The organism is Enterobacter sp. ENT03 (assembly GCF_019218745.1).
Lineage (GTDB): Bacteria > Pseudomonadota > Gammaproteobacteria > Enterobacterales > Enterobacteriaceae > Enterobacter_D.
The window spans coordinates 151708-173057 of the sequence record NZ_JAHUXA010000008.1 but is presented as its reverse complement, the minus strand read 5'-3'; the positions used below and the strand labels follow the sequence as shown (position 1 = coordinate 173057).

At 56.8% G+C, this 21350-nt stretch carries 20 protein-coding genes and 1 other annotated feature; of the genes, 15 read left to right on the top strand and 5 right to left on the bottom strand.

Annotated features, from left to right (window positions below; all coding sequences use genetic code 11):
* Nucleotides 1–8 precede the first annotated feature (8 nt).
* A complete protein-coding gene (radA, locus tag KW828_RS12705; protein ID WP_218336688.1) occupies nucleotides 9–1391 on the top strand; it encodes a DNA repair protein RadA in 1383 nt (460 codons plus the stop codon).
* A gap of 45 nt (nucleotides 1392–1436) precedes the next feature.
* Nucleotides 1437–2669: a multifunctional transcriptional regulator/nicotinamide-nucleotide adenylyltransferase/ribosylnicotinamide kinase NadR gene (nadR, locus tag KW828_RS12700; protein ID WP_129361753.1), complete on the top strand. Its 1233-nt coding sequence runs from the start codon at nucleotides 1437–1439 to the stop codon at nucleotides 2667–2669.
* Between the two features lie 38 nt (nucleotides 2670–2707).
* Here nadR and ettA read toward each other — a convergent pair whose 3' ends face one another.
* On the bottom strand, nucleotides 2708–4375 hold the full coding sequence (ettA, locus tag KW828_RS12695; RefSeq protein WP_218336687.1) for an energy-dependent translational throttle protein EttA: 1668 nt from the start codon (nucleotides 4373–4375) through the stop codon (nucleotides 2708–2710).
* A gap of 220 nt (nucleotides 4376–4595) precedes the next feature.
* Here ettA and sltY point away from each other — a divergent pair, with 220 nt between their 5' ends.
* Together sltY and trpR are read left to right on the top strand one after the other, a co-directional pair.
* Nucleotides 4596–6533, top strand: a complete 1938-nt coding sequence (gene sltY / locus KW828_RS12690; RefSeq protein ID WP_218336686.1) for a murein transglycosylase — start codon at nucleotides 4596–4598, stop codon at nucleotides 6531–6533.
* A 54-nt stretch (nucleotides 6534–6587) separates the two neighbouring features.
* Complete coding sequence (trpR, locus tag KW828_RS12685) at nucleotides 6588–6917, top strand: trp operon repressor (protein ID WP_088220714.1); 330 nt, start codon at nucleotides 6588–6590, stop codon at nucleotides 6915–6917.
* Here the strand turns inward: trpR and yjjX are convergent.
* On the bottom strand, nucleotides 6908–7423 hold the full coding sequence (gene yjjX, locus KW828_RS12680) for an inosine/xanthosine triphosphatase (protein ID WP_218336685.1): 516 nt from the start codon (nucleotides 7421–7423) through the stop codon (nucleotides 6908–6910). The two genes, trpR and yjjX, sit on opposite strands and share 10 nt — an antisense overlap.
* 54 nt (nucleotides 7424–7477) lie before the next feature.
* On the opposite strand from yjjX, the gene gpmB reads away from it, so the two are divergent.
* Nucleotides 7478–8125, top strand: coding sequence for a 2,3-diphosphoglycerate-dependent phosphoglycerate mutase GpmB (gene gpmB / locus KW828_RS12675; protein ID WP_218336684.1), 648 nt, complete (start codon nucleotides 7478–7480; stop codon nucleotides 8123–8125).
* Here the strand turns inward: gpmB and robA are convergent.
* Entirely contained in the window at nucleotides 8122–8991 is an 870-nt protein-coding gene (gene robA, locus KW828_RS12670) for an MDR efflux pump AcrAB transcriptional activator RobA (RefSeq protein WP_218336683.1), read from the bottom strand. The genes gpmB and robA overlap by 4 nt on opposite strands.
* 210 nt (nucleotides 8992–9201) lie before the next feature.
* Here robA and creA point away from each other — a divergent pair, with 210 nt between their 5' ends.
* From creA to creD, 4 genes are read left to right on the top strand one after another with little or no spacing between them, the layout of a single operon-like run.
* Nucleotides 9202–9675: a protein CreA gene (creA, locus tag KW828_RS12665; protein WP_218336682.1), complete on the top strand. Its 474-nt coding sequence runs from the start codon at nucleotides 9202–9204 to the stop codon at nucleotides 9673–9675.
* Between the two features lie 12 nt (nucleotides 9676–9687).
* Nucleotides 9688–10377, top strand: coding sequence for a two-component system response regulator CreB (gene creB, locus KW828_RS12660; protein WP_218336681.1), 690 nt, complete (start codon nucleotides 9688–9690; stop codon nucleotides 10375–10377).
* Nucleotides 10377–11801, top strand: coding sequence for a two-component system sensor histidine kinase CreC (gene creC, locus KW828_RS12655; protein WP_218336680.1), 1425 nt, complete (start codon nucleotides 10377–10379; stop codon nucleotides 11799–11801). Before creB ends, creC begins: the two co-directional genes overlap by 1 nt.
* A gap of 57 nt (nucleotides 11802–11858) precedes the next feature.
* Entirely contained in the window at nucleotides 11859–13214 is a 1356-nt protein-coding gene (gene creD / locus KW828_RS12650; RefSeq protein ID WP_218336679.1) for a cell envelope integrity protein CreD, read from the top strand.
* Nucleotides 13215–13266: 52 nt separating this feature from the next.
* Here the strand turns inward: creD and arcA are convergent, their stop codons facing one another.
* Nucleotides 13267–13983, bottom strand: coding sequence for a two-component system response regulator ArcA (gene arcA, locus KW828_RS12645; protein WP_072570462.1), 717 nt, complete (start codon nucleotides 13981–13983; stop codon nucleotides 13267–13269).
* Between the two features lie 95 nt (nucleotides 13984–14078).
* On the opposite strand from arcA, the gene yjjY reads away from it, so the two are divergent.
* The 6 genes from yjjY to thrC all read left to right on the top strand — a co-directional run bounded on the left by yjjY (nucleotide 14079) and on the right by thrC (nucleotide 20350).
* Nucleotides 14079–14219, top strand: a complete 141-nt coding sequence (gene yjjY / locus KW828_RS12640; protein ID WP_088220722.1) for a protein YjjY — start codon at nucleotides 14079–14081, stop codon at nucleotides 14217–14219.
* Nucleotides 14220–14619: 400 nt separating this feature from the next.
* Nucleotides 14620–15306: a tRNA/rRNA methyltransferase gene (locus KW828_RS12635; RefSeq protein ID WP_218336678.1), complete on the top strand. Its 687-nt coding sequence runs from the start codon at nucleotides 14620–14622 to the stop codon at nucleotides 15304–15306.
* A 211-nt stretch (nucleotides 15307–15517) separates the two neighbouring features.
* The gene (thrL, locus tag KW828_RS12630; protein WP_072570818.1) at nucleotides 15518–15586 is read left to right on the top strand and encodes a thr operon leader peptide; all 69 of its coding nucleotides are present in this window, start codon (nucleotides 15518–15520) and stop codon (nucleotides 15584–15586) included.
* Nucleotides 15525–15642, top strand: a sequence feature (Thr leader region). (Overlaps the previous gene by 62 nt.)
* Nucleotides 15643–15666: 24 nt before the next feature.
* Nucleotides 15667–18129, top strand: coding sequence for a bifunctional aspartate kinase/homoserine dehydrogenase I (gene thrA / locus KW828_RS12625; protein WP_218336677.1), 2463 nt, complete (start codon nucleotides 15667–15669; stop codon nucleotides 18127–18129).
* Between the two features lies 1 nt (nucleotide 18130).
* Complete coding sequence (gene thrB, locus KW828_RS12620; RefSeq protein WP_218336676.1) at nucleotides 18131–19060, top strand: homoserine kinase; 930 nt, start codon at nucleotides 18131–18133, stop codon at nucleotides 19058–19060.
* Between the two features lie 3 nt (nucleotides 19061–19063).
* Nucleotides 19064–20350, top strand: a complete 1287-nt coding sequence (thrC, locus tag KW828_RS12615; protein ID WP_218336675.1) for a threonine synthase — start codon at nucleotides 19064–19066, stop codon at nucleotides 20348–20350.
* Between the two features lie 215 nt (nucleotides 20351–20565).
* Here the strand turns inward: thrC and yaaA are convergent, their stop codons facing one another.
* Nucleotides 20566–21339 (bottom strand): peroxide stress protein YaaA, encoded by a 774-nt coding sequence (yaaA, locus tag KW828_RS12610; protein WP_218336674.1) that lies wholly within the window; start codon nucleotides 21337–21339, stop codon nucleotides 20566–20568.
* Between the last annotated feature and the right edge of the window lie 11 nt (nucleotides 21340–21350).

The window sequence follows — 21350 nt, the reverse complement described above, 5'->3', positions numbered from 1 at the left end:
AGGTAAACGTGGCAAAAGCTCCGAAACGCGCATTTGTATGTAATGAATGTGGTGCCGATTATCCGCGCTGGCAGGGGCAATGCAGCGCCTGTCAGGCCTGGAACACCATCACCGAAGTGCGTGTGGCGGCATCGCCCGTGGTTGCCCGTAACGAACGCCTGAGCGGCTATGCCGGTAACGCGGGCAGCTCAAAAGTGCAGAAGCTTTCCGAGATCAGCCTTGAAGCACTACCGCGCTTTTCCACCGGCTTTAAAGAATTTGACCGCGTGCTGGGCGGCGGCGTGGTGCCGGGCAGCGCAATACTTATCGGCGGTAACCCTGGCGCGGGCAAGTCCACGCTGCTGCTGCAAACCCTGTGCAAGCTGTCGGAGCATATGAAAACCCTCTACGTCACCGGGGAAGAGTCGCTGCAACAGGTGGCGATGCGCGCGCACCGTCTGGGGCTGCCGACGGCGAATCTGAATATGCTGTCTGAAACCAGCATTGAAGACATCTGCACTATTGCCGATGAAGAGCAGCCAAAGCTGATGGTCATCGACTCCATCCAGGTGATGCACATGGCGGATATTCAGTCCTCGCCAGGCAGCGTGGCGCAGGTGCGCGAAGGGGCGGCCTATCTGACGCGCTACGCCAAAACGCGCGGCGTGGCGATTGTCATGGTCGGCCACGTCACCAAAGACGGCTCGCTCGCCGGGCCGAAAGTGCTGGAGCACTGTATCGACTGTTCGGTGCTGCTGGACGGCGATGCCGACTCCCGTTTCCGCACGTTGCGCAGCCATAAAAACCGTTTCGGCGCGGTCAACGAACTGGGCGTTTTTGCCATGACCGAGCAGGGCCTGCGTGAAGTCAACAATCCGTCCGCCATCTTCTTAAGCCGGGGCGATGAAGTCACCTCTGGCAGCTCGGTGATGGTGGTATGGGAAGGTACGCGCCCGTTGCTGGTAGAAATTCAGGCGCTGGTGGATCACTCGATGATGGCTAACCCGCGCCGCGTGGCGGTCGGGCTTGAGCAAAACCGACTGGCGATTTTGCTGGCGGTGCTGCACCGTCATGGCGGTCTGCAAATGTCGGATCAGGACGTGTTCGTTAACGTGGTCGGTGGCGTAAAAGTCACCGAAACCAGTGCAGACCTGGCGCTGCTGCTGGCGATGGTTTCCAGCCTGCGCGACCGCCCGCTACCCGCCGATTTAGTGGTCTTTGGCGAAGTGGGGCTGGCGGGTGAAATTCGCCCGGTGCCCAGCGGTCAGGAGCGTATTTCGGAAGCCGCCAAACACGGCTTCAAACGCGCCATCGTGCCTGCGGCAAACGTGCCGAAAAAGCCGCCGGAGGGGATGCAAGTCTTTGGTGTCAAGAAGCTTTCTGATGCGCTATCTGTTTTTGACGACTTATAATGAACTATTAAGCGGAAATACACCGCACTGATGCAGGAGGCACCTATGTCGTCATTTGATTATCTGAAGACCGCGATCCGCCAGAAAGGCTGCACCTTGCAGCAGGTAGCCGATGCCAGCGGCATGACCAAGGGCTACCTCAGCCAGTTGCTCAATGCCAAAATCAAAAGCCCCAGCGCGCAAAAACTTGAAGCGCTGCACCGCTTTTTAGGGCTGGAATTTCCGCGCCGCCGTAAAACCGTCGGCGTGGTGTTCGGCAAGTTTTACCCGTTGCATACCGGGCATATCTATCTGATCCAGCGCGCCTGTAGCCAGGTGGACGAGCTGCACATCATCATGGGCTATGACGACACCCGTGACCGCGCCCTGTTTGAAGACAGCGCGATGTCACAGCAGCCGACCGTGCCGGATCGCCTGCGCTGGCTGTTGCAGACCTTCAAATACCAGAAAAATATTCATATTCATGCCTTCAACGAAGAGGGCATGGAGCCGTATCCGCACGGCTGGGACGTGTGGAGCCGGGGCATGAAAGCCTTTATGGAAGAGAAGGGCATCGAACCGAACCGCATTTACACCTCGGAAGCGCTGGATGCGCCGCAGTATCTGGAGCATCTGGGAACGGAGACGGTGCTGATCGATCCTGAACGTACTTTTATGAACATCAGTGGCGCGCAGATCCGCGAAAACCCGTTCCGCTACTGGGATTACATCCCGACCGAAGTGAAACCCTTCTTTGTGCGTACCGTCGCCATTCTTGGCGGCGAGTCGAGCGGCAAATCGACGCTTATCAACAAGCTCGCCAACATCTTTAACACCACCAGCGCCTGGGAATATGGCCGCGATTATGTTTTCTCGCATCTGGGTGGCGACGAGATGGCGTTGCAGTATTCGGACTATGACAAGATCGCGCTGGGCCATGCGCAGTACATTGATTTTGCGGTGAAATACGCAAATAAAGTCGCCTTTGTGGATACGGATTTTGTCAGCACCCAGGCGTTCTGTAAAAAGTACGAAGGGCGCGAGCATCCGTTTGTGCAGGCGTTGATCGACGAGTACCGTTTTGACCTGGTGATCCTGCTGGAAAACAATACGCCGTGGGTGTCCGATGGCCTGCGCAGCCTCGGCAGCTCGGTGGACAGAAAAGAGTTTCAGGCGTTGCTGGTGTCACTGCTGAAGCAAAACAATATCGACTTTGTACATGTGGAAGAGGCGGACTACGACGCGCGTTTCCTGCGCTGTGTGGATCTGGTGAAGAAGCTGATGGGCGAGCAGGGCTAAAAATATGCCCCTTTCCCGACGGGAGAGGGGCACCGGCATTACTTCGAAATACGTTTGTACTTGATACGCTTCGGCTCCAGCGCATCCGCGCCGAGCGTGCGTTTCTTGTACTCTTCGTATTCGGTAAAGTTACCTTCGAAGAATTCCACTTTGCCTTCATCCTGGTAATCCAGAATGTGGGTGGCGATGCGGTCAAGGAACCAGCGGTCGTGCGAGATCACCATCGCGCAGCCCGGGAACTCCAGCAGGGCGTTTTCCAGTGCGCGCAGGGTTTCGATGTCCAGGTCGTTGGTCGGTTCATCGAGCAGCAACATGTTGCCGCCAACCTGCAACAACTTCGCCAGGTGCAGACGACCACGCTCACCGCCGGACAGTTCGCCCACGCGTTTACCCTGATCAACCCCTTTAAAGTTAAAGCGGCCAACGTAGGCGCGGCTTGGCATCTCGGTGTTGCCGATACGCATAATATCCAGCCCGCCGGACACTTCTTCCCACACGGTTTTGCTGTTATCCATCGCGTCACGGAACTGGTCAACGGACGCCAGTTTCACGGTTTCACCCAACTCGATGGTGCCGCTGTCTGGCTGTTCTTCACCGGACAACATGCGGAACAGCGTGGATTTACCCGCGCCGTTCGGGCCAATGATGCCGACAATCGCGCCTTTCGGCACGGAGAAGGTCAGGCCGTCGATCAGCTGGCGATCGCCGTAGGATTTGCAGAGGTTAGTGACTTCAACGACTTTATCGCCCAGACGCGGTCCAGGTGGAATAAAGAGTTCGTTGGTTTCGTTACGTTTCTGGTATTCGGTGCTGTTCAGCTCTTCAAAGCGAGCCAGACGCGCCTTGCCTTTCGACTGACGGCCTTTCGCACCCTGACGCACCCACTCCAGCTCTTTCTCAATGGATTTACGGCGGGCCGCTTCCTGAGAGGCTTCCTGCGCCAGACGCTGATCTTTCTGCTCAAGCCAGGAGGAGTAGTTACCTTCCCACGGAATACCTTCACCGCGGTCAAGCTCGAGGATCCAGCCGGCGACGTTATCGAGGAAGTAACGGTCGTGGGTGATCGCCACGACGGTGCCTTCGAAGTCGTGCAGGAAGCGTTCCAGCCAGGCGACAGATTCCGCATCCAGGTGGTTCGTCGGTTCGTCGAGCAGCAGCATGTCCGGCTTTTCCAGCAGCAGACGGCACAGCGCGACGCGGCGGCGTTCACCACCGGACAGTTTTTCGATTTTGGCATCCCAGTCCGGCAGACGCAGCGCATCGGCGGCGCGTTCCAGCTGCACGTTCAGGTTATGACCGTCGTGCGCCTGAATGATCTCTTCAAACTTGCCTTGCTGAGCGGCGAGCTTGTCGAAGTCGGCGTCCGGCTCAGCGTACTTCGCGTACACCTCGTCCAGGCCTTTCAGGGCATTAACCACGTCGGCAACCGCTTCTTCAACGGACTCACGCACGGTATGTTCAGGATTGAGTTTCGGCTCCTGCGGCAGATAACCAATTTTCAGGCCAGGCTGCGGACGGGCTTCACCTTCGATGTCTGTATCGATGCCGGCCATGATGCGCAGCAGGGTGGACTTACCGGCACCGTTGAGACCCAGCACGCCAATTTTTGCGCCGGGGAAGAAACTCAGCGAGATATTTTTCAGGATATGACGTTTCGGCGGAACCACTTTGCCGACACGATGCATGGTATAAACGAATTGAGCCACGTTGGACTTCGCCTCTTTTATCGGGATGTGAATGGTCTTTAACTGCGCAGTGTAGCCGTTTTCACTGCGCAATCCCAGCAGGCCCGGGCGAGAGTGTTAAATCGCCCCGAAATGGTAAAAAAGTGTTCAGGGCGTGGCGCGATAAGGCATGCCTGGTTAGCATAAAGTATTCGAGCGCATGATGCGGCGAAGCGTTTTATTGATATGAGGAAAAAAGCCTGTGCAGAAAGCTAAACACGTCGCCTGGCAGATGCTGGTGGTAGGCAGTTATTTATTGACCATCAGTCATTCGGCACGCGCCGATTCGCTGGACGAACAACGTAACCGTTATGCGCAAGTGAAGCAGGCGTGGGATAACAAACAAATGGACGTGGTGGCACAGCTGATGCCAACCCTCACCGATTATCCCCTTTATCCTTATCTGGAATACCGCCAGATCACCGACGATCTGATGAACCAGCCAGCGATCAAGGTGAGCAATTTTATTCAGGCGAATCCGACGCTGCCCCCCGCCCGCAGCCTGCAAAACCGCTTTGTGAACGAGCTGGCGCGGCGTGAAGACTGGCGCGGCCTGCTGGCGTTCAGCCCGCAAAAACCGGGCACCACCGAAGCGCAATGTAACTACTACTTCGCCAAATGGAATACCGGCCAGGCCATCGACGCCTGGCAGGGTGCAAAAGATCTGTGGCTGAGCGGGAAAAGCCAGCCGAACGCCTGTGACAAACTGTTCGGCGCCTGGCGCGCCTCAGGTACCCAGGATCCGCTCGCGTATCTGGAACGTATTCGCCTGGCGATGAAAGCCGGGAATACCCAACTGGTGACGGTGCTGGCGAATCAAATGCCCGCGGAATACCAGACCATTTCGACGGCGATTGTGACGCTGGCCAACGATCCCAACAGCGTACTGACCTTCGCCCGCACCACCGGGGCCACCGATTTTACCCGCCAGATGGCGGAAGAAGCCTTCGCCAGCGTGGCGCGTCAGGATGTGGAAAATGCGCGTCTGATGCTGCCGTCGCTGGTGCAGGCCCAGCAGCTTAATGAAGATCAAACTCAGGCGCTGCGCGATATTATCGCCTGGCGTCTGATGGGCAACGACGTCACCGAAGAACAGGCACGCTGGCGCGACGACGCCATTATGCGCACCCAGTCCATTTCGCTGCTGGAGCGCCGCGTACGCATCGCCTTAGGGCAGGGGGATCGCCGCGGGCTGAACACCTGGCTGGCGCGTCTGCCGATGGAGGCGAAAGAGAAAGACGAGTGGCGCTACTGGCAGGCGGATCTGCTGCTGGAGCGGGGCCGCGAGGACGAAGCGAATACTATTCTGCGATCCCTGATGCAGCAGCGCGGGTTCTATCCGATGGTGGCGGCGCAGCGTCTGGGGGAAGACTATCCGCTGAAAGTGGATAAAGCCCCGGGCAACGTCGATCCAGCGCTGGTACAAGGCCCGGAAATGGCGCGTGTGCGTGAGCTGATGTACTGGGGGCTGGATAACACCGCCCGCAGCGAGTGGGCGAACCTGGTCACCAGCCGCACCACGCAACAGCAGGCGCAGCTGGCGCGCTATGCATTTGACCGTCAGTGGTGGGATCTGAGCGTGCAGGCGACCATCGCCGGTAAGCTGTGGGATCAGCTGGAGGAGCGTTTCCCGCTGGCCTACAACGATCTCTTTGAACGTTACACCAGCGACAAGGATATTCCCCAGAGCTACGCCATGGCGATCTCGCGTCAGGAGAGCGCCTGGAACCCGAAAGTGCGCTCGCCGGTCGGTGCCAGCGGTCTGATGCAGATCATGCCGGGTACCGCGACGCATATGGTGAAGATGTTTAATATTCCGGGCTACAGCTCGCCGGGCCAGCTGCTGGATCCGGAAACCAATATCAACATCGGTACCCGCTATTTGCAGTACGTCTATGAGCAGTTTGGCAATAACCGTATCTTCGCATCGGCGGCCTACAATGCCGGCCCTGGCCGCGTGCGTACCTGGCTTGGCAACAGCGGTGGACGCATTGATGCCATTGCTTTTGTGGAGAGTATTCCGTTCTCGGAAACGCGCGGTTATGTGAAAAACGTGCTGGCCTATGATGCCTATTATCAGTACTTCATGGGCGGCAAACCGACGTTGCTTACCGCCACCGAATGGGGGCGTCGTTACTGATCTGCCGGGAGTGTGTTATGCTGCTGTACTCGTTGATGAGTATGGCGGTATGACATGACGCAACAATCTCCTTATTCAGCAGCCGTCGCGGAACAGCGTCACCAGGAATGGTTGCGCTTCGTCGAGCTGCTTACACAGTCCTGTGAACAGGATTTACATCTTCCATTGCTCAATTTGATGCTGACGCCGGACGAGCGCGAAGCCTTAGGGACGCGGGTACGGATCATTGAAGAATTGCTGCGCGGCGAGATGAGCCAGCGCGAACTGAAAAATGAGCTGGGGACAGGCATTGCGACCATTACCCGCGGCTCGAACAGCCTGAAGGCAGCGCCCGCCGAGCTGCGGTTGTGGCTCGAACAGGCGCTGCTGAAAAATCAGCGATAAACGGCGTTGTGAAACGGGCTTAACGCCAGGATCACCGCCTGATGGTAGACGCTGCTGCGCGTTAGCTTTCCGGCGGTGAACACGCCAATCGCGCCGTCTTTACGCCCAATCTCATCAATACCGGTATAGTTCGACATCACCGGGCCAAGCGCTTCACCGGCGCGCACCCGCTCCAGAATCACCGCCGGCAGCGGCAGGGTAGCGGAACGCGCTTCGCCACGCTGATCGCGGCTGTCAATTACCACCCAACTGAACGTGCTGTCATCATCAATGCCTGCTTCTATCGCCACCCAAAAATCCGCCTGCGGCCTTTCCCGGCGAGCATTTTCGACACGATTGCGTGCGCCAGCGCGCGTTTCTGCGCTGCCAAACGGCTGTTCCGGTACGCCGCTCTCGACGGCGATGGCGTCTATATGGCAGGATCCTTCGCCGAAAATCTGGTGAAATGCGTGCAGAATAGCCTTAATTTTCGCTGGATTGCTGGTAGCACAGACAACATGGTGCATAATCAATACCACTCGGATGATAAAATTTTCATCGCAGTATAATGGATAAAACGCATGTTACAGGTATACCTTGTTCGCCACGGTGAAACGCAGTGGAACGCCGAGCGTCGTATTCAAGGGCAGTCAGACAGTCCGTTGACGGCAAAAGGTGAGCATCAGGCCTGGCAGGTGGGAGAACGGGCGAAAACGCTCGGCATCACCCATATTATCGCCAGCGATTTAGGGCGCACGCGCCGCACGGCGGAAATCATCGCCGAAGCCTGCGGCTGTGAGATCACCTTTGATGCACGTCTGCGTGAACTGGATATGGGCGTGCTGGAAAGCCGCCATATTGATGGCCTGACGGACGAAGAAGAGGGCTGGCGTCGTCAGATGGTAAACGGCAACGAGGCGGGCCGTATTCCCGATGGCGAATCGATGCAGGAACTCAGCGAGCGGATGCATGCGGCGCTGGCGGCCTGTCTGGATCTGCCAAAAGGCAGCCATCCACTGCTGGTCAGTCACGGCATGGCGCTGGGCTGTCTGGTCAGCACCATTCTGGGATTGCCCGCCTGGGCGGAACGCCGTCTGCGCCTGCGCAACTGTTCAATTTCGCGTATCGACTACCAGCAAAGTGCGTGGCTGGCATCAGGCTGGGTGGTGGAAACCGCCGGAGACGTCTCGCATCTGGATGCTCCGGCGCTGGACGAACTGCAGCGTTAACGACGCACCGGGATCAGGTATTCACAGCGTAACTGAATGGGACGTTCCTGATTCCGGGCTTCATCCTGCGGGAAGAAACGCTCAATATCGCGTCCCTTACGGCGCTTGAGATCCAGCATCGGCATACAGGTGCCGTACACTGTCAGGATAAACTCCTGTAATTCATTCCCCGGCCCTTCGTAAGTGAACATCACATATTCACCGCCTTCAAGCGTGACCGGATGGGCATTTTGCAGGTGCCCGTTCGCCATTTCGGGCGTGACGGCAGTGGTGTAAAACACCTCTTGCTCATCATCTTTTTCGCTGCCTGGTCGCGTCTCATGCAGGCCGTACAACTCGGCAGGCAACTGCGGCGAATTACCTAAAAACTCGCTCCAGAACTGCACGCGCATCTGATGTCGGAAGCTGGAAATCTCTTCCAGCGAGCAGGTATAGCTTTGTGTGGTGCCCACCAGATCCAGGGACGGCAGCGTCACAAATTGATGCGCGGGTAAATGGAACTCGCCCAGGCGCAACGGTGGACGAATGCCAGAGGCGTTCCAGTCCGGGGAGCGGCGGTACAGCGCGGGAGTCAGGTTGAACTGTTTTTTGAATGCGCGGGTAAAGGTTTGCTGCGAATCGAAACGGTATTGCAGAGCAATATCGAGGATCGGACGTGCTGTTAAACGCAGCGCAACCGCCGCTTTTGATAAACGACGTGCGCGGATGTAAGCACCTATCGCATGGCCCGTCACATCCTTGAACATCCTTTGCAGATGCCACTTGGAATAGCCTGCTTTCGCCGCCACATTATCCAGGGAGAGGGACTGATCGAGATGCCCCTCAAGCCAGACAAGCAGTTCGCGAATAATCCCAGCCTGGTCCATATTGTGTCCTCATCCTTAATTAGCGGGTGCCTGATACTAAGGTAGCGGATAATAGCATTTTTCGTTGTTTTAGCATTCAGTGTTTTTTTTGCGCATAAATGCTTTTCATGGTTGAATTTATTATTATTTTTCGTAATCCAGTGATTTATAGCTCTTTTCTGCGCGCCTGCTCAATAATCACTCAACGTAATTTTTATCAATGGTAACAATATGAAATACAAGCGTTTACTGCTGTGCCTTTTCCTGTGTGCCGCCGGGCAGTCGGTTCAAGCTGAACAAATCGGTTCTGTGGATACCGTATTTAAAATGTTTGGCCCGGATCACAAGATTGTCGTGGAAGCCTTTGACGATCCCGATGTGAAAAATGTGACCTGCTATCTGAGCCGTGCCAAAACCGGCGGTATTAAGGGCGGGTTAGGGCTGGCGGAAGATACCTCCGACGCAGCGATTTCCTGCCAGCAGGTCGGGCCGATTGAACTGAGCGAAAAAGTGAAAACCGGTAAGGCGCAGGGCGATGTGGTGTTCCAGAAACGCACGTCGCTGGTGTTCAAGAAGTTACAGGTCGTGCGTTTCTATGACGCGAAGCGCAACACGCTCGCCTATCTGACCTACTCGGATAAAGTCGTTGAAGGCTCCCCGAAAAACGCCATTAGCGCCGTACCCATTATGCCGTGGAATAAATAACAAGGAACCGGTATGCAACAACCGCTGATCTGGCTGGTGGAAGATGAGATAAGCATCGCGGAAACGCTAATCTACATGCTTACGCAGGAGGGGTTTACGGTTAAGGCGTTTGAGCGCGGGCTGCCTGCGCTTGAGGAAGCCCGTCACCAGTTGCCCGATCTGGCGATCCTGGATGTCGGCTTGCCGGACATCAGCGGTTTTGAGCTATGCCGGAAACTGCTGGCGCGGCACAGCGCGTTACCGGTGCTGTTTTTAACGGCCCGCAGTGATGAAGTCGACAAACTGCTGGGGCTGGAGATCGGCGCGGATGACTATGTCGCTAAACCCTTCTCACCGCGGGAAGTATGCGCCCGCGTGCGCACGATCCTGCGGCGTCTGCAAAAATTCTCTGCCCCTTCGCCACGGGTGAGCGTCGGGGAGTTTGAACTCAACGAACCCGCCGCGCAGGTGCACTGGTGCGGTCAGCCGCTGGCGCTCACGCGCTATGAATACCTGCTGCTGAAAACGCTGCTGCTTGCCCCTGGCCGGGTCTTTTCCCGGCAGCAGCTCATGGACAGCGTGTGGGGTGACTCGGTGGAAAGCTACGATCGCACCGTGGACACGCACATCAAAACCCTGCGCGCCAAGCTGCGGGCCATCGATCCCGCACGTTCACCGATCAATACTCATCGCGGCCTCGGCTACAGTCTGGTGACCGGCTGATGCGTATCGGCATGCGCCTGCTGCTGGGCTACTTTTTGATCGTCGCGGTAGCGGCGTGGTTTGTGCTGTCGATTTTCGTACAGGAGATCAAGCCCGGCGTGCGCCGCGCTACCGAAGGCACGCTGATCGACACCGCCACGCTGCTGGCGGCGCTGGCGCGTGACGATCTGCTCTCCGGCGATCCCGCACATGGCCGACTGGCACAGGCGTTCAGCCAACTGCAAAACCAGCCGTTTCGCGCCAATATCGGCGGCATCCATAAAGTGCGCAATGAATATCACGTCTACATGACGGATGCGCAGGGCAAAGTGGTGTTTGATTCAGCCGGACGGGCGCTGGGGGAGGATTACTCGCGCTGGAACGACGTCTGGCGCACCTTACGCGGGCAGTACGGCGCGCGCAGTACGCAGCAGGATCCCCAGGATCCGCAAAGCACGGTAATGTACGTGGCCGCGCCGGTCAGGGATCAGGGGCGGATCATTGGCGTGCTGAGCGTCGGTAAACCTAATGCGGCCATGGCACCGGTGATCCAGCGTAGCGAGCGGCGAATGCTCTGGGCGGCGGGGGCGTTGCTGGGGATCGCGCTGCTGATTGGCGGCGGTATGATTGGCTGGATCAATCGCTCTATTGGCAAACTGGTGCGCTATGCCGATTCGGTCACCGATGAGCAACCGGTGCCGTTGCCCGCCTTAGGCAGCAGCGAATTACGCAAGCTGGCGCAGGCGCTGGAGAGTATGCGGCTAAAACTCGAAGGCAAAAACGCCATCGAACAATATGTCTATGCCCTGACCCATGAACTGAAAAGCCCGCTGGCGGCGATCCGCGGCGCAGCGGAAATTCTGCGTGAAGGGCCGCCGCCTGACGTGGTCAGCCGCTTTACGGACACGATCCTGACGCAGAATGCGCGCATGCAGGCGCTGGTGGAAACTCTGTTACGTCAGGCGCGGCTGGAAAACCGCCAGGCTATCCGGTTGACGCCTGTCGCGGTTGATGAACTCTTCGCCCGGCTGCAGGAGTCGCGTAGCGTGCAGCTGACCGCCAGAAACATCACCCTGCACATCACCGATTCCGCGCTGCACGTAGCGGCGGATGCGGAACTGCTGGAGCAGGCGCTTGGTAATCTGCTGGATAACGCCATGGATTTCACGCCGCCGGGCGGCGCTGTTACCCTTGCGGCAACGCAGCAGGATGACCGCATCATTTTGCAGGTGACCGATACTGGCAGCGGTATTCCCGATTACGCGCTGCCGCGTATTTTTGAGCGATTCTATTCCCTTCCCCGGGATAACGGCCATAAGAGCAGCGGCCTTGGGCTGGCCTTTGTCAGTGAAGTCGCGCGCCTGCATCAGGGCAGCGTCGCGCTAAACAACCGCCCACAGGGCGGCGTTGAGGCCACGCTGACACTTCACCGTCCCTTCACATAACTTCAAATTCTCCCCATATAGCCTTGTTACTTTGCTGGCATTGCAAAGGAGAAGGCTATGATGAAATCCCCCCTGTTCTGGAAAATGTTTACCCTGGTCGGCGCAGTATTGCTGCTGATGGTGCCGTTAATGATGGTCAGGCAACTGATCGAGGAGCGATCGGATTATCGCGGCCAGGTTGAGGACGCGATCCGCCAGAGCACCAGCGGGCCGCAGAAGCTGGTCGGGCCGTTGATCGCCATTCCGGTATCAGAGCTGTATACGGTAGTGGAAGATAAAAAAGAGGTGCAGCGGACCCGTGAATTTATTCATTTCTGGTTGCCGGAGTCGCTGGTGGTCGACGGAACGCAGAATGTGGAATCACGCAAAATCGGCATTTACGAAGGGCAGGTGTGGCAGGGCGATCTGGGCATTAAAGCGCATTTTGACGCCTCGCGGCTGGCATCACTCAGAAAAGATACCATCACGCTCGGCAAACCCTTTATGGTGCTGGGCGTCGGGGATGCGCGGGGGATCGGCGTGGTGAAAGCGCCGCAGATCAACGGCGTGGCGCTGAACGTCGAGCCGGGCAGCGGTCTTTCCGACAGCGGCGATGGCCTGCATATTCCGCTGCCGGCGATCCGCTGGCCGCAGGGCAATCTGGATCTGACGATGGGTCTGAACCTCAGCGGTACCGGTAATTTTTCCGTCGTGCCCCTCGGTCGAAACAGCCAGATGAGCTTAAGAAGCAATTGGCCGCATCCGGGCTTCCTCGGCGATTTTCTGCCGGTCAAACGCGAGATTTCCGCCTCCGGCTTTCAGGCGCAATGGCAGAGCAGCTGGTTCGCCAACAATCTCGGGGAGCGATTTATGCGCGCTGGCAGCGCAGGATGGCAAGCATTGTCGTCCTTCAGCGTCGCGGTCGCCACTCCAGCCGATCAATATCAGCTTACCGACCGGGCGACCAAGTATGCCATTTTGCTGATCAGCCTGACGTTCATGGCGTTCTTTGTGCTGGAGAGTATCACCGCGCTACGGCTGCACCCGATGCAGTATCTGCTGGTCGGGCTGTCGCTGGTGATGTTTTATCTGCTGCTGCTGGCGCTCTCAGAACATATCGGCTTTACGGCTGCGTGGATCGCCGCCAGTCTGGTCGGCGCGATGATGAATGGCGTTTACCTGCAGGCGGTGCTGAAAGGCTGGCGCAGCAGTCTGCTGTTTACCCTGGCGTTACTGTTGCTGGATGGCGTGATGTGGATGCTGCTGCGCTCGGAGGACAGTTCGTTGTTGCTGGGATCGGGCGTACTGTTGCTGGCGCTGGGCGGCGTGATGTTCCTGACTCGTCATCTGGACTGGTATTCGTTATCACAACCTAAAGGCGAGGCGCGTAGAACTGCAACGGGATCGGATGAGGCGCTGCGTATCTGGAAGTAAATCGGGACGCAATAAGCAAAGAAAAACGGCGCATTATGCGCCGTTTTTGTTCTTATTCCGCTAAATCGCCGCAGAACCGGTAACCTTCACCGTGGATGGTGGCGATAATTTCCGGCGTGTCCGGCGTCGACTCGAAGTGCTTACGAATGCGACGAATGGTCACGTCAACGGTACGGTCATGCGGTTTCAGTTCGCGACCGGTCATTTTCTTCAGCAGATCGGCGCGGGACTGGATCTTGCCCGGATTTTCGCAGAAGTGCAGCATGGCGCGGAATTCGCTACGCGGCAGTTTGTACTGCTCACCGTTAGGGCTGATCAGGGAGCGACTATTAATATCCAGCTCCCAGCCGTTGAACTTGTAGCTGTCAACGGTACGACGTTCTTCGCTGATCGCGCTCAGATTCATCGTACGGGACAACAGGTTACGTGCACGGATCGTCAGTTCACGCGGGTTGAACGGTTTGGTGATGTAATCGTCAGCGCCGATTTCGAGGCCGAGGATTTTATCCACTTCGTTATCACGACCGGTCAGGAACATCAGGGCAACGTTCGCCTGCTCGCGCAGTTCACGTGCCAGCAACAGCCCATTTTTACCAGGCAGGTTGATGTCCATGATCACCAGATTAATGTCATTTTCCGAGAGGATCTGATGCATCTCAGCGCCATCAGTCGCTTCAAAGACATCGTAGCCTTCTGCTTCGAAAATGCTCTTCAACGTGTTGCGTGTTACCAACTCGTCTTCAACAATAAGAATTTGCGGGGTCTGCATGTTTGCTACCTAAATTGCCAACTAAATCGAAACAGGAAGTACAAAAGTCCCTGACCTGCCTGATACATGTCGCAAATTAACATGCACGGCGTAACATGACTAAAGTACGTAATTGCGTTCTTGATGCACTTACCATCAACGTCAACAACATCATTAGCTTGGTCGTGGTTACTTTCCCTTTGGACCCGACAGTGTCAAAAACGGCTGTCATCCTAACCATTTTAACAGCAACATAACAGGCTAAGACGTGCCAGACACCCAATAAAACTACGCTTCGTTGACATATATCAAGTTCAATTGTAGCACGTTAACACTTTGATGAAATATTCGTAGCTTTATATGAGTGCCTTTCACAATTTATCAATAAACCAATCAGTTGCAACTGTTAATTAATAAGCAATGTGAATCCAAAATTGCAGAAGCATTCATGGCATAATTAGCCAGCATAAACAGGAGCCTGGACCGCTTCTGTTAACATAAAATCAGGTAGTCAAGCTCTGCAACAGTGTAGTTCTTTTTAAGCTTGCACGACGACGATTTCAGTGATTTCTGTTGCAAAAATGTAAATTTGCTTTGCGTAATATCTTGACGAAAGTGGTCTGGCTTTAAGCCAGGCGCAATAAATGAGAGTCCCAGATGCAGGTATCTATCGTATTAGTTTCACCCGCCCGCGCAGAAAATGTCGGCGCAGCGGCACGCGCCATGAAAACCATGGGCTTCACCGATTTGCGTATTGTGGACAGCCACGCACATCTGGAAGAAGGGGCGCGCAGAGTGGCGCACGGCTCCGGTGAGGTGCTTGATAACGCAACGGTTTATCCGACGCTGGCCACCGCCCTGCATGATGTGCAGTTTACCGTGGCGACCACCGCCCGCAGCCGATCAAAATTCCATTATTACGCGACGCCCGCCGAGCTGGTGCCGCTGATGCAGGAAAAAAGCCAGTGGCTGGATCACGCCGCGCTGGTGTTTGGCCGTGAAGATTCCGGCTTAACCAACGATGAACTGGCGCTGGCGGATGTATTAACCGGTGCGCCCATGGTGGCCGATTACCCGTCGCTCAACCTCGGCCAGGCCGTGATGGTCTATTGCTATCAGTTAACGACGTTAATGCAGAACGCCGCCGCGCCCGCCGTTATCAGTGACGAGAACCAGTTACGCGCGCTGCGTATCCGCGCGCGGGCATTACTGGAAAAACTGGGCGTTGATGACGACACAAAAATGGTGGACTGGCTGGAACAGCGCATTGGTCTTTTTGAGCAGCGTGACACGGCAATGTTGCACCGTTTGCTGCATGACATCGAAAAAAAGCTCGCCGGGTAATCATCTAAGATACGTCTTAATCCCAGTCAGATCGACTGCATTGTGGCCGCTGTGTGGCGGATATTCAGTAAAGTCTGCGCCTTGGCAGCGTGAGCGGTCCGTCATGCAAAACGGGGCAAAAGCAAAAATAAATTGACTTGGCAGGGCAGATACTTTAACCAATATAGGCATACAACACAGACAGATAATAATTACAGAGCACACAACATCCATGAAACGCATCAGCACCGTCACCATTATTACGACAACCACCATTACCACAGGTAACGGGGCGGGCTGACGCGCACAGGAAACACAGGAAAAAGCCCGCACCTCGACAGTGCGGGCTTTTTTTTCGGCTAAAGATCAAGGGGTAATTCCATGCGAGTCTTGAAGTTCGGCGGTACATCAGTGGCAAATGCAGAACGTTTTCTGCGTGTTGCCGACATCCTGGAAAGCAATGCCAGGCAGGGGCAGGTTGCCACCGTGCTGTCTGCCCCGGCTAAAATCACTAACCATCTGGTGGCGATGATTGAGAAAACCATCAGCGGTCAGGATGCAGTACCTAATATCAGCGACGCCGAGCGCATTTTTGCCGAACTTTTACAGGGTCTGGCAGACCTTCAACCCGGTTTCCCACTCGCTCGTCTGAAAGGGCAGGTGGATCAGGAATTCGCCCAGATCAAACATGTTTTGCACGGCATCAGCCTGCTTGGTCAGTGCCCGGACAGCATCAATGCCTCGATCATCTGCCGGGGTGAAAAGCTCTCTATCGCCATTATGGCCGGGCTGCTGGAAGCGCGCGGTCATAACGTGACGGTCATCGATCCGGTGGAAAAACTGCTCGCGGTCGGCCATTACCTCGAATCCACTGTCGACATCAACGAATCCACACGCCGCATCGCCGCCAGCCGCATTCCCGCGGATCATATGGTGCTGATGGCGGGCTTTACCGCCGGTAATGATAAAGGCGAACTGGTGGTGCTGGGGCGCAATGGCTCTGACTATTCCGCGGCGGTGCTGGCCGCCTGTTTACGAGCTGATTGCTGTGAGATCTGGACCGATGTTGACGGGGTGTATACCTGCGATCCGCGCCAGGTGCCGGATGCCCGCCTGCTGAAATCCATGTCCTACCAGGAAGCGATGGAATTGTCGTACTTCGGCGCGAAAGTCTTACACCCGCGCACCATTACCCCCATCGCTCAGTTCCAGATCCCCTGTCTTATCAAAAATACCGGTAATCCGCAGGCACCCGGCACGCTGATCGGGGCTAGTTCGAATGAAGACGGTCTGCCGGTTAAAGGCATCTCCAATCTTAATAATATGGCGATGTTCAGCGTCTCCGGCCCTGGGATGAAAGGCATGGTCGGCATGGCGGCCCGCGTGTTTGCCACCATGTCCCGCGCCGGTATTTCGGTGGTGTTGATCACCCAGTCTTCCTCGGAATACAGCATCAGTTTCTGCGTACCGCAGGCGGATTGCGCCCGCGCTCAGCGCGCGATGGGCGAAGAGTTCTATCTGGAGCTGAAAGAGGGCCTGCTTGAACCGCTGGCGGTCATGGAGCGGCTGGCGATCATCTCCGTGGTCGGTGACGGTATGCGCACGCTGCGCGGCATTTCCGCGAAATTCTTCGCCGCGCTGGCCCGGGCGAATATCAACATTGTGGCGATTGCCCAGGGCTCGTCGGAGCGTTCAATCTCCGTCGTGGTCAGCAATGACGATGCCACCACCGGTGTGCGCGTCACGCACCAGATGCTGTTTAACACCGATCAGGTGATCGAAGTGTTTGTGGTGGGCGTCGGCGGCGTCGGCGGGGCGCTGCTGGAACAGCTGAAGCGTCAGCAGAGCTGGCTGAAGAGCAAGCATATCGATCTGCGCGTCTGCGGTGTGGCGAATTCAAAAGCGCTGCTCACCAACGTTCACGGCCTGGATCTGGAAAACTGGCAGTCAGCCCTTGCAGAAGCGAAAGAGCCATTTAACCTTGGCCGTCTGATCCGCCTGGTGAAAGAGTACCACCTGCTGAACCCGGTGATCGTCGACTGTACCTCTAACCAGGCGGTGGCGGATCAGTATGCCGATTTCCTGCGTGAAGGTTTCCACGTGGTCACACCGAACAAAAAAGCCAACACCTCGTCAATGGCCTACTACCACGAGCTGCGTAACGCCGCCAGCAAATCGCGTCGCAAATTCCTCTACGACACCAACGTTGGCGCGGGGCTGCCGGTGATTGAGAACCTGCAAAACCTGCTCAATGCCGGTGATGAATTGCAGCGTTTCTCCGGCATTCTTTCCGGATCATTATCCTTTATCTTCGGTAAGCTTGATGAAGGCGTGTCACTGTCGGAAGCCACTCGCGTGGCCCGCGAAATGGGCTATACCGAGCCGGATCCGCGTGACGATCTGTCGGGCATGGACGTGGCGCGTAAGCTGCTCATCCTGGCGCGCGAAACCGGACGCGAGCTGGAGCTGTCTGACATCGTTATCGAACCGGTATTGCCGGAAAGCTTTGATGACAGCGGCGACGTGGAGAGCTTTATGGCTCGTCTGCCAACCCTCGACGATGCCTTTGCCGCTCGCGTCGCGAAAGCGCGGGATGCTGGGAACGTTTTGCGCTACGTCGGCAACATTGAAGAAGACGGCGTATGTCGGGTGAAAATCGCTGAAGTGGACGGTAACGATCCGCTCTATAAAGTAAAAAACGGCGAAAACGCGCTGGCGTTCTACAGCCACTATTATCAACCGCTGCCGCTGGTGCTGCGCGGTTACGGTGCGGGTAACGATGTGACGGCGGCGGGCGTGTTCGCCGATCTGCTGCGCACCCTGTCATGGAAGTTAGGAGTTTAACATGGTGAAAGTTTATGCCCCGGCCTCCATCGGCAACGTGAGCGTGGGGTTTGATGTTCTGGGGGCGGCGGTATCGCCGGTCAACGGTGAGCTGCTGGGCGATTGCGTCAGCGTCGAGGCGGCGAGTGAATTCTCGCTGACCAACAAAGGGCGCTTCGTCAGCAAGCTTCCTGCCGAACCCCGGGAAAACATCGTTTATCAGTGCTGGGAACGTTTTTGCCAGGAGATCGGCAAAACCATCCCGGTGGCGATGACGCTGGAGAAAAATATGCCGATTGGCTCCGGCCTCGGCTCCAGCGCCTGCTCAGTGGTGGCGGGCCTGATGGCGATGAATGAATTCTGCGGTAAGCCACTCAATGACACACGCCTGCTGGCGCTGATGGGTGAGCTGGAAGGGCGTATTTCCGGCAGCATTCATTACGACAACGTCGCGCCCTGTTTTCTCGGCGGCTTGCAGCTGATGCTGGAAGAAAACGGCATTATCAGTCAGGAAGTGCCAGGCTTTGAAGAGTGGCGGTGGGTGATGGCCTATCCGGGCATTAAAGTCTCTACCGCTGAAGCGCGCGCCATCCTGCCCGCACAGTATCGCCGTCAGGATTGCATCGCGCATGGTCGCTATCTGGCGGGATTCATTCACGCCTGCCATACGCAGCAGCCTGCGCTGGCGGCGAAACTCATGAAAGATGTCATCGCTGAACCTTATCGCACCAAACTGTTGCCTGGCTTTAACGATGCCCGTCAGGCGGCGGCAGACATGGGCGCGCTGGCCTGCGGGATCTCCGGATCCGGGCCAACAATGTTCGCGGTGTGTGATAACGCCGACACCGCGCAGCGCGTGGCAGACTGGCTCGGCCAGCACTATCTGCAAAACAACGAAGGTTTTGTCCATATTTGTCGGCTGGATACGGCTGGCGCACGAGTACTGGGATAACGAATGAAACTCTACAATCTTAAAGATCACAACGAGCAGGTTAGTTTTGCCCAGGCAATCACGCAGGGGTTAGGTAAACACCAGGGGCTGTTCTTCCCGCACGATCTGCCGGAATTCAGCCTGACCGACATTGACGCCATGCTGGAGATGGATTTCGTCACCCGCAGCAGCAAAATCCTCGCCGCCTTTATTGGCGATGAGATCCCGGAAGACATCCTCGAAGCCCGCGTGCGCGCCGCCTTTGCCTTCCCGGCACCGGTGAGCCAGGTGGAAGAGGACATTGGCTGTCTGGAGCTGTTCCACGGCCCGACGCTGGCCTTTAAAGATTTCGGCGGGCGCTTTATGGCGCAGATGCTGACGCACATCAGCGGCGACAAACCGGTGACCATCCTGACCGCAACCTCCGGCGACACCGGCGCGGCAGTGGCGCATGCGTTCTACGGTCTGGAAAACGTGCGTGTGGTGATCCTCTACCCGCAGGGCAAAATCAGCCCGTTACAGGAAAAACTGTTCTGCACGCTGGGCGGCAACATCGAAACCGTCGCCATTGACGGGGATTTCGATGCCTGTCAGGCGCTGGTGAAACAGGCCTTTGACGATGAAGAACTGAAAGTGGCGCTGGGGCTTAACTCCGCCAACTCCATCAACATCAGCCGCCTGCTGGCACAGATTTGCTATTACTTCGAAGCCGTCGCGCAGCTGCCGCAGGAGGCCCGTAACCAGCTGGTGATCTCGGTGCCAAGCGGTAACTTTGGCGATCTGACGGCCGGGCTGCTGGCGAAATCTCTCGGCCTGCCGGTGAAGCGTTTTATCGCCGCCACCAATGCCAACGACACCGTACCGCGCTTTTTACAGGGCGGTGAATGGTCACCGAAAGCGACGCAGGCCACGCTGTCAAACGCCATGGACGTGAGCCAGCCGAACAACTGGCCGCGCGTTGAAGAGCTGTTCCGTCGCAAAATCTGGCGTCTTAATGAGCTGGGCTATGCGGCGGTGGACGACGACACCACGAAGTCCACCATGCGCGAGCTAAAAGAGAAGGGCTATCTTTCTGAGCCGCATGCGGCGATAGCCTACCGTGCGCTGCGCGATCAGCTGCATCCGGGGGAGTACGGTCTGTTCCTCGGCACCGCGCACCCGGCGAAATTCAAAGAGAGCGTGGAAGCGATCCTCGGCGAACCGCTGGAATTGCCGCAGGAGCTGGCGGCACGCGCCGATTTACCGCTGCTGTCCCATTCCCTGCCAGCGGATTTCGCAGCGCTGCGCAAGCTGATGATGGCACGAGCGTAATGTGATAATGATGCCCGGTGGCGCTGCCGCTTACCGGGCCTGGGTATGGATGGGTTGGTCATGCCCGGTGGCGCTGCCGCTTACCGGGCCTACGTGTGGCAGGGCTGGTCATGCCCGGTGGCGCTGCCGCTTGCCGGGCCTACGGAAGGAACGATGTTTTTTGTAGGCCCGGCAAGCTTGCGCCGCCGGGCAACAAGGGCATTAACGAAGGGCGATTACTGCTCCCGGCGTTTAAACACTAACTCACCTTTCCCTGACGCTTCCTCGTCAAACGCATAACCGTCCACCGCAAAATCCTTCAGCTGCGCCGGCGTTTTCAGGCGATTTTCAATAATGTAACGGCTCATCAGCCCACGCGCTTTTTTGGCGTAGAAGCTGATGACCTTGAACTTGCCGTTCTTCTCATCGAGAAAGATCGGCTTGATGATTTCACCTGCCAGCAGCTTTGGTTTTACGGCGCGGAAATATTCATCTGAAGCGAGATTCACAATCACCTGATCGCCCTGGGCGGCCAGCGCCTCGTTCAGTTTGTGAGTGATGGTTTCGCCCCAGAACTGATACAGATCGCTGCCCTGCGGGTTATCAAGGCGGATGCCCATTTCCAGGCGATAAGGCTGCATCAGATCCAGCGGACGCAGCACGCCGTATAGACCGGAGAGCATGCGCAGATGCTGCTGGGCGAAATCGAAATCTTCTTCGCTGAAGGTTTCCGCCTGTAAGCCGGTATAAACGTCGCCCTTAAAGGCGAGAATGGCCTGGCGGGCGTTGTCGGGTGTGAAATCCGGCTGCCAGTCATGAAAGCGGGTGGCGTTAAGATCGGCGAGCTTATCGCTGATGCCCATCAGCGCTTTAATTTGCGGCGCGGAAAGCTTACGCGCAACGTCAATCAGACGCTGAGAGTGATCCAGTAACTCCGGCTGTGTATAACGGGTTGTCGCCAGCGGGCTTTGGTAATCCAGCGTTTTTGCCGGTGAAATCAGAATCAGCATATCCAGTCCTT

What these genes read in the sequence shown, in the direction of transcription:
- nadR (WP_129361753.1), top strand. Translation starts at nt 1,437, where the DNA reads ATGTCGTCATTTGATTATCTGAAGACCGCGATCCGCCAGAAAGGCTGC.
- thrA (WP_218336677.1), top strand. Translation starts at nt 15,667, where the DNA reads ATGCGAGTCTTGAAGTTCGGCGGTACATCAGTGGCAAATGCAGAACGT.
- KW828_RS12635 (WP_218336678.1), top strand. Translation starts at nt 14,620, where the DNA reads ATGCAGGTATCTATCGTATTAGTTTCACCCGCCCGCGCAGAAAATGTC.
- robA (WP_218336683.1), bottom strand. Translation starts at nt 8,991, where the DNA reads ATGGACCAGGCTGGGATTATTCGCGAACTGCTTGTCTGGCTTGAGGGG.
- thrB (WP_218336676.1), top strand. Translation starts at nt 18,131, where the DNA reads ATGGTGAAAGTTTATGCCCCGGCCTCCATCGGCAACGTGAGCGTGGGG.
- creA (WP_218336682.1), top strand. Translation starts at nt 9,202, where the DNA reads ATGAAATACAAGCGTTTACTGCTGTGCCTTTTCCTGTGTGCCGCCGGG.
- yjjX (WP_218336685.1), bottom strand. Translation starts at nt 7,423, where the DNA reads ATGCACCATGTTGTCTGTGCTACCAGCAATCCAGCGAAAATTAAGGCT.
- creC (WP_218336680.1), top strand. Translation starts at nt 10,377, where the DNA reads ATGCGTATCGGCATGCGCCTGCTGCTGGGCTACTTTTTGATCGTCGCG.
- thrC (WP_218336675.1), top strand. Translation starts at nt 19,064, where the DNA reads ATGAAACTCTACAATCTTAAAGATCACAACGAGCAGGTTAGTTTTGCC.
- creD (WP_218336679.1), top strand. Translation starts at nt 11,859, where the DNA reads ATGATGAAATCCCCCCTGTTCTGGAAAATGTTTACCCTGGTCGGCGCA.
- arcA (WP_072570462.1), bottom strand. Translation starts at nt 13,983, where the DNA reads ATGCAGACCCCGCAAATTCTTATTGTTGAAGACGAGTTGGTAACACGC.
- yaaA (WP_218336674.1), bottom strand. Translation starts at nt 21,339, where the DNA reads ATGCTGATTCTGATTTCACCGGCAAAAACGCTGGATTACCAAAGCCCG.
- yjjY (WP_088220722.1), top strand. Translation starts at nt 14,079, where the DNA reads ATGACTAAAGTACGTAATTGCGTTCTTGATGCACTTACCATCAACGTC.
- trpR (WP_088220714.1), top strand. Translation starts at nt 6,588, where the DNA reads ATGACGCAACAATCTCCTTATTCAGCAGCCGTCGCGGAACAGCGTCAC.
- gpmB (WP_218336684.1), top strand. Translation starts at nt 7,478, where the DNA reads ATGTTACAGGTATACCTTGTTCGCCACGGTGAAACGCAGTGGAACGCC.
- creB (WP_218336681.1), top strand. Translation starts at nt 9,688, where the DNA reads ATGCAACAACCGCTGATCTGGCTGGTGGAAGATGAGATAAGCATCGCG.